A 12,481-nucleotide genomic window follows, 5' to 3' on the forward strand; every position below is an offset into this window, starting at 1 on the left:
AGGCAGTCCCGTTGCAACAGTCGTGCCGCCGTTCGCCAAAAGGCGTACGCATGGCACGAAAGATGCACCGAAACGGTGTGAACCCCGCCCCGCCTTCCCCTGCCACCTCCGACGAGGCGCCGCAACGCATCGTCAAGGTGCGGCGCGACTACAACAGCTGGGTAGCGAGCGAGACGCTCGAGGACTACGCGCTGCGCTACACCCCGCAGCGCTTTCGCAAGTGGTCCGAATGGCGCGTGGCCAACACCGCGTTCGGTGCCGCCTCGTTCCTCATCCTCGAAGCGGTCGGTGCCACGCTGCTCGTGCAGTACGGCTTCGCCAATGCCTTCTGGGCCATCGTGGTGACGGGGCTCATCATCTTCCTCGCGGGCGTGCCGATCAGCGTGTATGCGGCGCGCTACGGCGTCGACATGGACCTGCTCACGCGCGGCGCGGGCTTCGGCTACATCGGGTCCACGCTCACGTCGCTGATATACGCCTCGTTCACCTTCATCTTCTTCGCGCTCGAGGCCGCGGTGATGGCCTATGCGCTCGAGCTCGCGCTCGGCGTGCCGCCGGTCTGGGGCTACCTGGTGTGCGCGCTGGTGGTTATTCCTCTGGTCACGCACGGCGTGTCGGCGATCAGCCGGCTGCAGCTGTGGACGCAGCCGCTGTGGCTGGTGATGCTGGTGGTGCCCTTCGTCTTCGTGCTCGTGCGCGATCCTGGTGCGTTCGCTGGCATCGTGCACTACAACGGCGCAAAACTGGGCGCGACGGGCTTCGATCTGCACCTGTTTGGCGCGGCGCTCACGGTCGGCATCGCGCTCATCACCCAGATGGGCGAGCAGGCCGACTACCTGCGCTTCATGCCCGTGCGCACGCCCGCGACGGCGCGGCGCTGGTGGGCCGGGGTGCTGGCCGGCGGGCCGGGATGGGTCGTGCTCGGTGTGTTCAAGATGCTCGGCGGCGCACTTCTCGCCTACCTCGCGATCTCGCACATGGTGCCGGTCGAGCGCGCGGTCGATCCGAACCAGATGTACCTGGCTGCCTACGAGTACGTGTTTCCGAACTACGGCTGGGCCGTGGCCGCGACGGCGCTGTTCGTGGTGATCTCGCAACTCAAGATCAACGTGACCAATGCCTATGCGGGCTCGCTGGCCTGGAGCAACTTCTTCTCGCGCGTGGCGCACAGCCATCCGGGGCGCGTGGTGTGGGTGGTGTTCAATGCGCTGATCGCCTTCATGCTGATGGAGATGAACGTCTTCGAGGCGCTCGGCGACGTGCTCGGGCTGTTCGCCAACATCGCGATCGCCTGGATGATGGCGGTGGTGGCGGACCTGGTCATCAACAAGCCGCTGGGCCTGTCGCCGCCGGGCATCGAGTTCAAGCGTGCGCACCTGTGGGACATCAACCCGGTGGGCGTCGGCGCGATGGCGCTCGCCTCGCTGCTGTCGATCACCGCGCACCTCGGCATGTTCGGGCCGCTGGCGCAGGCCTTCTCGGCGCTGATCGCGCTCGGCACGGCGCTCGTGGTGTCGCCGCTGCTGGCCTGGGCCACGGGCGGCAAGTACTACATCGCGCGCGGCACCGAGGGCGCGGGTGCGGTCGCGTTCGCGCCGGCCACGGGCCCGCGTGCCGTGCGATGGGCGCGCATCGTGCAGGACGCGGGCGGCGACGGCGCGTACCAGCGCCTGCGGGTCCAGCAGTGCGTGATCTGCGAGCGCGAGTACGAAGGGCCCGACATGGCCCACTGCCCGGCCTACCAGGGCGCCATCTGCTCGCTGTGCTGCACGCTCGACGCGCGCTGCGGCGACCTGTGCAAGCCGCATGCGGCGCTGTCGGCACAGTGGTCGGCGGCACTGCGCTGGCTGCTGCCGCGCAGGAGTTGGCGCTACCTCGACACGGGGCTCGGCCATTTCCTGCTGCTGATGCTGATCGTGGTGCCGGTGCTGGCGGCAGTGTTCGGCGTGCTTTACCAGCAGGAGCTGCGCGCGCTCGATGTCAGCGCACTGCAGAGCGCCTCGCTGCGCTCGGGCTTCCTCAAGGCCTACATGGCGCTGCTGGTGATCGCGGGCGTGGTCGCCTGGTGGCTGGTGCTGGCGCACCAGAGCCGCAAGGTGGCGCAGGAAGAGTCGAACCGCCAGACCCGCCTGCTGATGCGCGAGATCGAGCTGCACCGCGCCACCGACCAGGCGCTGCAGTCGGCCAAGCAGACCGCCGACGAGGCGCGCGAGGTTGCCGAGCAGGCCAAGCTCGCGGCGGAGCAGGCGCGTCGCGCCGCCGACCAAGCCAACCAGGCCAAGAGCCGCTACATCAGCGCGATCAGCCACGAATTGCGCACGCCGCTCAACAGCATCCTGGGGTATGCGCAGCTGATGGGCGAGGACGCGTCGGTGCCGCCGCACCGCCGCCAGGCGGTGGCGGTGATCAAGCGCGGCGGCGAGCACCTGCTGTCGCTCATCGAGGGCACGCTCGCCATTGCCCACATCGAGGCAGGCAAGCTCACGCTCGATGCGCGGCCGATGCGCTTTGCCGACACCGTGCGCGAACTCGCCGACATGTTCGAGCTGCAGGCGGCCGAGAAGGGGCTGGCCTTTTGCTTCGAGGCCACCGGCACGCTGCCCGAGCTGGTGCGTGCCGACGAGAAGCGCGTGGGCCAAATCCTGATCAACCTGCTGGGCAACGCGATCAAGTTCACCGCGGCGGGCCAGGTCACGCTCCGGCTGTCGTATGCGCGCGAGTTCGCCTCGGTGGAGATCGAGGACACCGGACCCGGCATGACCGCCGAGGAGATCGCGCGCATCTTCGAGCCCTTCGCGCGCGGCGGCGCGGCTGCGGCCGCCACGCCCGGCGCGGGGCTGGGCCTCACGATCGCGAAGATGCTCACCGACCTCATGGGCGGCGAGATGAAGGTGCGCAGCACGCCGGGCGAGGGTGCGCTGTTCTGCGTGCGGCTCTTCCTGCCGCGCGTGCACGACGCGGCAGGCGGCCCGGGCCGGCGGGCGCCGGCGCAGCAGCAGCGCATGCGGCGCGGCTACGAGGGGCCACGCAAGCGGCTGCTGGTGGTCGACAACGAGGAAGCCGACCGCGAGCTGCTCGGCCATGTGCTCGCGCCGCTGGGCTTCGAATTGCGCAGCGCCGCGAGCGGGCACGACGCGCTCGACCTCGTCGCGTCCGGCTACCGTCCCGACGCGATGTTCGTCGACCTCGCGATGCCGGGCATCGACGGCTGGGAGACGATCCGCCGCGCGCGCCGGCTGGGCCTGGCCGATGCGGCGGTCGCGATCGTCTCGGCCAATGCCTTCGACAAGGGGCTCGAGAACGATGTCGGCATCGCGCCCGAGGATTTCTTCGTCAAGCCGGTGCGCCACACCGAGCTGCTCGACTGGCTCGAGCGCCGCCTCGGCCTGCGCTGGACCGATGCGGCCGCGGCGCCGCAAGCCGCCGTGGTCGCCGTGCCGTCGATGCGCCCGCCATCGCCCGAGCACCTGCGCGCACTCGGCGAGGCCGTGAACCTGGGCTACTTCCGCGGCATCATGAACCAGCTCGATGCGATCGACACCGAACAGCCCGAATGCCGGGCATGGACCGAAGCGCAGCGCGCGCTCGCCCGGACGTTCCAGTTCGAGCGGATGGATTGCGCACCGGAGGAACGGAGTGAGTGAACTGGCCCGAAGCATTGCCGGCGCCAGCGACCTGGTGCTGATCGTCGACGACGTGCCCGACAACCTCGCGGTGCTGCACGATGCGCTCGACGAGTCGGGCTACACCGTGCTCGTGGCCACGAGCGGCGAGCAGGCGCTGCAGCGTGCCGCGCAGGCCCGGCCCGACATCGTGCTGCTCGATGCGATGATGCCGGGCATCGACGGCTTCGAGGTGGCGCGCCGACTCAAGGCCGACCCAGCCACCGCACACATTCCGATCGTCTTCATGACCGGCCTGACCGAAACCGAGCACCTGGTGGCGGCGCTGGAGGCTGGTGGTGTCGACTACGTGACGAAGCCGATCAAGCCCAAGGAAGTGCTGGCGCGAATGAACGTCCACCTGCAGGGCGCCCGGCGCGCCCGGCAGGCGGCGCGCCAGGCCGGCCAGGCGCGCAATGCGCTCGATGCCTTCGGCTATGCGAGCTTCACCGTGCGCCTGCCCGAAGGCCGGCTGATCTGGCAGACCGCGCTCGCGCGCGACCTGCTGCAGCGCTATTGCCACACCAGCGCCCCCGAAACGCCGCCCGCGGTGCTGGAATGGCTGCGCCGCCATGCGCCCGGGGCCCGGCAGCAGGGCATCGAGCCGCCGGCGCTTGCCATCGACCAGGGCGCGAGCAGCCTCAGCCTGCGGCTGCACCGGCAGACGGGCGAGGACGACGAGGGCGACGAATGGATGATCGTCATGCGCGAACTCTCCGATACCGCGGTGATCGAGGCCATGAGCCTGAGCCTGAAGCTCACCGCACGCGAGGCCGAGGTGCTCTATTGGGTGGTCAAGGGCAAGACCAACAAGGACATCGGCGAGATCCTCGGCAGCAGCCCCGCCACGGCCAAGAAGCACCTCGAGCGGGTGTACGTGAAGCTCGGCGTCGAGACCCGCACCGCCGCCGCCGGCGTGGCGATCAAGCGCATTCGCGAGCTGCAGCCGCAGTTCGAGATCTGAATGCCGCGCGCGATCAGCGCAGGCAGCGCTGGATGCGCTTCTCGTCCTCGGCGAGCTGCTGGCGCATCAACGAAAGAAAGTCGCGCGCGGTCGCCGAAAGCACTTTCCCCGCCGGCATCACGAGCACGCACGAGAAGAACACGTCGACCGAGAGGCGGCGCACCACGAGGCCGCGCTCGGCATAGTCGAGCGCGGTGACCGGGTTCACCAGCCCGACGCCGAGACCGCGCAGCGCCATCTCGCAGACGCTGGCCGCATAGGGTGTCTGCACGGCGGCCCGCAGCGCCACGCCGCGCTCGGCCAGCGCGGCTTCGAGCCACCGGTGCGACGGATCCTCGGCGTTCAGCGCGAGAAAGGGCACCTGCGCCAGCTGCTCCAGCGCGATGCGCTTGAAGCGCGCGAGCGCATGCCCCTGGGGCATGACCACCACGCCTGGAAAGCGCGCGAAGGTCGAATGCGTGATGCCTTCGAGCGGCAGCTCGTCGGCCATGAGGCCGAAATCGGAAATGCCCTTGGCCACGCGATCGCGCACGTCTTTCGAACTCAGCACCTGCAGCGACACCTGCGGCCAAGGCCCGTCGCCGCGCTGCGCCTTGAGGCGTTCGAGCGCGCGCGGCATGAAGCCGAGGCCGAACGCGGGATAGCAGCTGAGTTCGAGCTGGTTGGTGCCGAAGTCGCGCAGGCTGCGCATCCGGTGCTCGATGGCGTCCATGCCGATGAAGACACGCTCGACCTCGGTCCAGAGTGCTTGCGCTTCGGGCGTGGCGACGAGACGCCCGCCGGTGCGCTGGAACAGCCGCATGCCGGCCTGCACCTCGAGCCGCTTGAGCGACTGGCTGACCGCGGGCTGCGTCACGTTCAGCAGCGCCGCGGCCTTGCGCGTGGAACCGGCGCGCATCAGGGCGCGGAAGGTCTCGATCTCGGTGAAGCGCATTGATAAGTTTTCTTATCGCCTGAGTATTTCGGGCTGTGCGATTTTATTTCCAGATGCCTACGATCCGCTCACTTCCACCGTTGCAGACCCGCCGTGAACCCGTCGTCTCCCTCCCTTTCGAACTTTGCCGCTCCGGCGCCTGCGGGCGCACCGGGCCGCGCCGCGCGCCCGACGCGGAACCCGCGCCTGCAAGGACTCCAGTGCCTGCGCTGCGACACGCTCTATCCGCTCGCGTTGGCGAACGATGGCTGCCCGGCCTGCCGGGCCGAAGGCGTGCACGTGGGTTTGCGCGCCAGCTACCGGGCCGAGGCGGGTGGGGCCCCGGTGCAGATGCCGTACGCGGAGGGCTTCACGCTCGGCGAAGGCGGCACGCCGCTGGTCGACCTGCCCGAGCTGGCGCAGCAGTTCGGCTTGGCGCGGCTCGCGCTCAAGGACGAATCGAAGAACCCGACGGGTTCGCACAAGGACCGGATGACCGCGGTGGGCGTGGCGCAGGCGCTGGATTTCGGCGCCCACACGCTGGTGCTGGCCTCGTCGGGCAATGCGGCGATCTCGGCCGCCTACTACGCCTGGGCCGCCGGCCTGGGCTGCGAAGTGGCTGCCTATGAAGGCCTGCCGCCCGCCTACGCGCGCCAGCTCGATGCGCTTGGTGCGCGGCGGCGTGTGTTCTCGGACAATGCCGGCCGGTGGAATTTCGTGCGTGAGCGCTCACAACATGAAGGTTATTTCGCGCTGACCAACTACCGCTTGCCAGCGCTCGGCAGCGCGCCGCTCGCGATCGAAGGCTACAAGCCGATCGCTTCGGAATGCGTTGCCGAGGGCGGCCTGCCCGATCACGTGCTGGTGCCCACCGCGCGCGGCGACCTGGCCTGGGGCCTTTACACCGGCTTTCGCGAACTGCTGGCGGCGGGGCGCATTGCGCGCCTGCCGCGCCTCTGGATGGTCGAACCTTTTGCGCGCCTCTCGCGCGTGCTCGCCGGCGGCGCACTCCATGGCGCGTACCCGGGACACACTGCGCAGTTCTCCACCGCCGGCGCCACCGTGACCTATCTGCAATGGCAGGCGGCCACAGCGTCGGGTGGCGGCGCGGCGGTGGTGGGCGACGACGCGGCGCGCGCGGCGCGGCGGACGCTCGCCAGGGCTGGCGTGAGCGCCGAACTGTGCGCGGCGGCCGGGCTCGACGCCCTGCGGCAATTGCGCGAGCGCGGCGCCATCGAGGGCGGCTCCCACGTGCTGCTGATGCTGACCGCCAGTGCCGCGCGCGACCCGAGCGTGCCGGACGCTTCCTGATCCATCGACGAGGAGATCGACACCATGTACCAACCGCGACGCCGTGCCTTCCTCGCTGCCGCCTCGGCCTCCCTGATCGCTCCGGCGCAGCGCGCCTGGGCGGCCTTTCCCGAGCGGCCGATCAAGCTGATCGTGCCGTGGGCCGCGGGCGGAAGCACCGATGCCATCGCGCGCGCCATGGCCCAGCGCATGAGCCAGACGCTCGGCGCGCCGGTGCTCGTCGACAACCGACCGGGCGCCGCGGGCCAGATCGGCACCGAGGCGGCCGCCAAGGCCGCACCCGATGGGTACACGCTCGCGATCGTCGAGCTGCCGCACGCGATCGCGCCCGCCGTCACGGCGCGGCTGCCCTACGACCTGCTGCGCGACTTCACGCCCGTGACGATGATCGGCACCTCGCCGCTGGTCTTCTTCGCGGGCATGGGCGAAGAAAGCCGCGATTTCCGTACCTTCGTCCAGGCCGCGGCCGCCGCATCGATGCCGCCGGCCATCGCGCACAGCGGCGCCGGCACGGTGAGCCACCTGGCGGCGGAACTGCTCGCGAGCCGCACGAAGATCCGCTTCAACATGGTGCCGTACCGCGGCTCGGCGCCCGCGCTCACCGACGTGGCGGCAGGCACCGTGGGCGGCCACTTCGCGACGCTCGCCAGCGGCGCCAGCCTGCTGGGCGCGCGCAGGATCCGCCCGCTGCTCGTGACGAGCGCCCAGCGCGTCGGCCTGCCCGGCCTCGAGCAGGTGCCCGCGCTCGCGGAGAGCGGTCTCAAGGGGCTGGAGATCGACCAGTGGTGGGCCATGGTGGCGCCCGCGACCACGCCGCTCGAGACCATCGAGCGTCTGCGGCGCGAAGCCATCGCGGCGCTGGACCATCCCTCGGTGCGGGAGCGCATGACGGTGCTCGGGGTGCAGCTCAAGGGCTCCACCACGGCCGAGCTGCGCGCCTTCATGCGCGCCGAGACCGAGCGCTGGCGCAAGGTGGCGCACGACATCGGGCTGCAGCCGCAATAGGCGCTATAGGCCGGCCGCGCCTTGCGGCGCGTGTCAGCGCCCGGTCTGGACCTTGATCCGGATCGTGTTCACGTCCCAGCCCTTGTTGCGCAGCCGCGTCACCAGCATCGGCGAGAGCTGGCGCAGCTTGGCCGCGGCGGCGCTGCCGTTCACCAGGATGCACCAGACATCGCCCTCGGCCGGGCCGGCCTGGAGGGCGGGGCGCATGGCGGGCGGGATCAGTCCCTCGACCGCGCGCAGCCGCTCGCCGGCGTCGCGGGCACGCGCCATCAGGCTCGCCAGGGTGGGCGAATCCTCGGCGGCCTGCTGCAGCGTGAAGGAGGGGGCGGAGCGGCGATTCATCGGTAATACGGAGGTGGGAACAAGGCAGCTAAAATGCCAGGTTTGCCGACGCTTGCGCCGGTAGATCGGTAGTAGCGGCTGGCTTTCGAAGCTTGCATTCGAAGAAGGTGCGCCCAACTGCTTTCACCATATCTTAGGGAATCCGGTCGCAGTGCCTGTTGTCTCAGGTGCTGACCATCTCCACGCCAATGGCAACCAACTTCCTGACCCAGATCTTCGGCAGTCGCAACGACCGGCTCCTCAAGCAGTATCGCAAGACGGTGGAGCGCATCAATGCGCTCGAACCGGCGTTCGAGAAACTCAGCGACGACGCACTGCGCGCCAAGACGCAGGAGTTCAAGGACCGCGTCGCCAAGGGAGAAACCCTCGACGCGCTGCTGCCTGAAGCCTTCGCCACCGTGCGCGAAGGCTCCAAGCGGGTCATGAAGATGCGCCACTTCGACGTGCAGCTGCTCGGCGGCATGGCGCTGCACAACGGCAAGATCGCCGAAATGCGCACCGGCGAGGGCAAGACGCTGACCGCCACGCTGCCGGTGTACCTGAATGCGCTGTCCGGCAAGGGCGTGCACGTGGTCACGGTGAACGACTACCTGGCCAGCCGCGACGCCACCTGGATGGGCCGGCTCTACAACTTCCTCGGGCTCACGGTGGGCATCAACCTGCCGCAGGCCCCGCGCGAGCAGAAGCAGGAAGCCTACGGCAGCGACATCACGTACGGCACCAACAACGAGTACGGCTTCGACTACCTGCGCGACAACATGGTCTACGAGCCCGGCGACCGGGTTCAGCGCCAGCTGAACTTCGCGATCGTCGACGAGGTCGACTCGATCCTGATCGACGAGGCCCGCACGCCCCTGATCATCAGCGGCCAGGCCGAGGACCACACCGATCTCTACCTCGCCATCAACAAGGTGGTGCCCCTGCTCACCAAACAGGAAGGCGAGGCCGACCCGCGCACCGGCGAGGGCGTGACCGTGCCGGGCGACTTCACGGTCGACGAGAAGACGCACCAGGTGTTCCTGACCGAGGACGGCCACGAGAACGCCGAGCGGCTGCTCGGCGAGTTCGGCCTGCTGCCCGAGGGCGCGTCGCTCTACGATCCGGCCAACATCACGCTGATGCACCACCTGAACGCCGCGCTGCGCGCGCGGCACCTGTACCACCGCGACCAGCATTACGTGGTGCAGCAGGGCGAAGTGGTCATCGTCGACGAATTCACCGGCCGCCTGATGACCGGCCGGCGCTGGAGCGACGGCCTGCACCAGGCGGTGGAGGCCAAGGAAGGCGTGCAGATCCAGGCCGAGAACCAGACCCTGGCCTCGATCACGTTCCAGAACTACTTCCGGCTCTACAACAAGCTGGCCGGCATGACCGGCACGGCCGACACCGAAGCCTACGAGTTCCAGGAGATCTACGGACTCGAGACGGTCATCATCCCGCCGAACCGCATCAGCAAGCGCGACGACCAGCTCGACCGCGTCTACAAGACCACGCGCGAGAAATACGCGGCCGCGATCGACGACATCCGCGAATGCTACGAGCGCGGCCAGCCGGTGCTGGTGGGCACCTCGTCGATCGAGAACTCCGAGATCATCGACGGCCTGCTCACCGAGGCGGGCCTGCCGCACCAGGTGCTCAACGCCAAGCAGCATGCGCGCGAGGCCGACATCGTGGCGCAGGCGGGCCGCGCGAAGATGATCACTATCGCCACCAACATGGCGGGCCGCGGCACCGACATCGTGCTGGGCGGCAACATCGAGAAGATGATCGAGGCGATCGAGAACGACGAAGGCCGCGACGAAGCCACCAAAGAGGCCGACATCGCGCACGTGCGCGCCGAATGGACCAAGGACCACGAATTCATCAAGTCGCTCGGCGGCCTGCGCATCATCGCGACCGAGCGCCACGAGTCGCGCCGCATCGACAACCAGCTGCGCGGCCGCTCGGGCCGCCAGGGCGACCCGGGCTCGTCGCGCTTCTACCTGAGCCTGGACGATCCGCTGATGCGCATCTTCGCGGGCGAGCGCGTGAAGGCGATCATGGACCGCCTCAAGATGCCGGACGGCGAGGCGATCGAGGCCGGCATCGTCACGCGGAGCATCGAGAGCGCCCAGCGCAAGGTGGAGGCGCGCAACTTCGACATCCGCAAGCAACTGCTCGAGTACGACGACGTGTCGAACGACCAGCGCAAGGTGATCTACCAGCAGCGCAACGACATCCTCGACGCGACCGACCTCTCGGCACAGATCGCGGCGCTGCGCGAAGGCTGCTTCACCGACCTGGTGCGCCAGTACGTGCCGGTGGAATCGGTCGAGGAGCAGTGGGACCTCGAAGGCCTCGAAAAGACGCTCTTCACCGAATGGGGCATCGACATGCCCCTCAAGAAGGAGGTCGAGGCCTTGGAGGCCGTGAGCGACGAGGACATCGTCGAGAAGGTGGTCAAGACTGCCAACGAGAATTTCGAGGCCAAGGTGGCCATGATCGGCCAGGAGAACTTCACCCAGTTCGAGCGCATGGTGCTGCTGCAGAGCATCGACACGCACTGGCGCGAGCACCTCGCCTCGCTCGACTACCTGCGCCAGGGCATCCACCTGCGCGGCTATGCGCAGAAGCAGCCCAAGCAGGAATACAAGCGCGAGGCCTTCGAGCTCTTCGGCCAGCTGCTCGACTCGGTCAAGGTCGAAGTCACGCGCCAGCTCATGACGGTGCGCGTGCAGTCCGGCGACCAGCTCGACGAGGCAGCCGATGCGCTCGAGAGCCGCGGCGAGAACCTCTCCAACATCACCTACACCGCGCCGACCGAGACCGGTGAGGTCGAGGTGCGCCGCGACGAAGAGAACGAGCGCCGCATCGCCGCTGCGGGACTCGGCGCCGGCGGCCTGGGTGCCCAGGCCGCGGCCTTCGCGCGCGTCGGCCGCAACGACCCGTGCCCCTGCGGCAGCGGCAAGAAGTTCAAGCATTGCCACGGCAAGCTGAGCTGATTCCACGAACGTCCGGAGAAGAGATACCGCCATGCCCGTGAACCTGTCTGCTCCCGATCCCGCCGCGCTGTTCGCGGTGCCCGGCGTCCGCATCGGCGTGGCCGAGGCGGGCGTGCGCAAGGCCAACCGCAAGGACCTGACGGTCGTGCTGATCGACGACGGCGCGGCCGTCGGTGGCGTGTTCACCCAGAACCGTTTCTGCGCAGCGCCGGTGCAGGTCTGCCGCGAGCACCTGGCGGCCAACCACGGCATCCGGGCGATGGTGATCAACACCGGCAACGCCAATGCCGGCACCGGCGAGGACGGCCTGCTGCGCACGCGCACCACCTGCATCGCGCTCGCGCGCCATCTCGAGATCGCGCCCGAGCAGGTGCTGCCGTTCTCGACCGGCGTCATCATGGAGCCGCTGCCGGTCGATCGCATCGAGGCCGGCCTGCCCGCCGCGCTGGCCGATGCATCGGAGAACCACTGGGCGCGCGCGGCCGAAGGCATCATGACCACCGACACGGTCCCGAAGGCCGCGAGCCGCCGGGTGCAGGTCGGCGGCGCCACCGTCACCGTCACGGGCATCAGCAAGGGCGCCGGCATGATCCGGCCGAACATGGCGACCATGCTCGGCTTCATGGCGACCGACGCGAAGATCCATCCGTCGCTGATCCAGCCGCTCGCCAGGCAGCTCGCTGACGGCTCGTTCAACCGCGTGACGATCGACGGCGACACCTCGACCAACGATTCGTTCGTGGTCATTGCCTCGCAGAAGGCGGCACATGCGCCGATCACCGCGCTCGATTCGGCCGAGGGCCAGGCGCTCGTGGCGGCCATGCAGGACGTGGCGCGCGAACTCGCGCAGGCGATCGTGCGCGACGGCGAGGGCGCGACCAAGTTCATCACCGTTCAGGTCGAAGGCGGCCGCGATGCCGCCGAGTGCAGGCAGGTGGCCTATGCCGTGGCGCATTCGCCGCTGGTCAAGACGGCCTTCTACGCCAGCGACCCCAACCTGGGCCGCATCCTCGCGGCCGTGGGCTACGCGGGCATCGCCGACCTCGACCAGACCGGCATCGACCTGTTCCTCGACGACGTGCACGTGGCGGTCAAGGGCGGGCGCAACCCGTCGTATCGCGAGGAAGACGGCCAGCGCGTGATGAAGCAGAGCGAGATCACGGTGCGCATCGGACTGGGACGCGGCAACGCGAGCGAGACGGTGTGGACCTGCGACTTCAGCCACGAGTACGTGACGATCAACGCCGACTACAGATCATGACAGCCCCCACGCTCCGCACTTCGTGTCGTCGCTGCCCCCCGA

The 12,481-nt window shown here is 69.1% G+C and carries 8 protein-coding genes; 6 read left to right on the forward strand and 2 right to left on the reverse strand.

Annotated features, from left to right (window positions below; all coding sequences use genetic code 11):
* The first annotated feature begins 62 nt into the window (after positions 1-62).
* A complete protein-coding gene (locus tag AC3A6R_RS22900) occupies positions 63-3,644 on the forward strand; it encodes a hybrid sensor histidine kinase/response regulator (protein WP_487865702.1) in 3,582 nt (1,193 codons plus the stop codon).
* Entirely contained in the window at positions 3,637-4,626 is a 990-nt protein-coding gene (locus tag AC3A6R_RS22905) for a response regulator (protein WP_487865676.1), read from the forward strand. The genes AC3A6R_RS22900 and AC3A6R_RS22905 overlap by 8 nt, the downstream gene beginning before the upstream one ends.
* Positions 4,627-4,639: 13 nt before the next feature.
* Here AC3A6R_RS22905 and AC3A6R_RS22910 read toward each other — a convergent pair whose 3' ends face one another.
* Positions 4,640-5,560: a LysR substrate-binding domain-containing protein gene (locus tag AC3A6R_RS22910; RefSeq protein WP_487865677.1), complete on the reverse strand. Its 921-nt coding sequence runs from the start codon at positions 5,558-5,560 to the stop codon at positions 4,640-4,642.
* Positions 5,561-5,653: 93 nt separating this feature from the next.
* On the opposite strand from AC3A6R_RS22910, the gene AC3A6R_RS22915 reads away from it, so the two are divergent.
* Positions 5,654-6,850: a pyridoxal-phosphate dependent enzyme gene (locus tag AC3A6R_RS22915; RefSeq protein ID WP_487865678.1), complete on the forward strand. Its 1,197-nt coding sequence runs from the start codon at positions 5,654-5,656 to the stop codon at positions 6,848-6,850.
* 24 nt (positions 6,851-6,874) lie between these two features.
* A complete protein-coding gene (locus AC3A6R_RS22920) occupies positions 6,875-7,855 on the forward strand; it encodes a tripartite tricarboxylate transporter substrate-binding protein (RefSeq protein ID WP_487862703.1) in 981 nt (326 codons plus the stop codon).
* Positions 7,856-7,888: 33 nt separating this feature from the next.
* Here the strand turns inward: AC3A6R_RS22920 and AC3A6R_RS22925 are convergent, their stop codons facing one another.
* Positions 7,889-8,197, reverse strand: coding sequence for a hypothetical protein (locus tag AC3A6R_RS22925; protein ID WP_487862702.1), 309 nt, complete (start codon positions 8,195-8,197; stop codon positions 7,889-7,891).
* Between the two features lie 188 nt (positions 8,198-8,385).
* On the opposite strand from AC3A6R_RS22925, the gene secA reads away from it, so the two are divergent.
* Positions 8,386-11,178 (forward strand): preprotein translocase subunit SecA, encoded by a 2,793-nt coding sequence (gene secA / locus AC3A6R_RS22930; protein WP_487862701.1) that lies wholly within the window; start codon positions 8,386-8,388, stop codon positions 11,176-11,178.
* Positions 11,179-11,209: 31 nt separating this feature from the next.
* Entirely contained in the window at positions 11,210-12,439 is a 1,230-nt protein-coding gene (gene argJ, locus AC3A6R_RS22935) for a bifunctional glutamate N-acetyltransferase/amino-acid acetyltransferase ArgJ (RefSeq protein ID WP_487865679.1), read from the forward strand.
* Positions 12,440-12,481 lie beyond the last annotated feature (42 nt).

Source organism: Variovorax sp. Soil_C_19 (genome assembly GCF_057657255.1).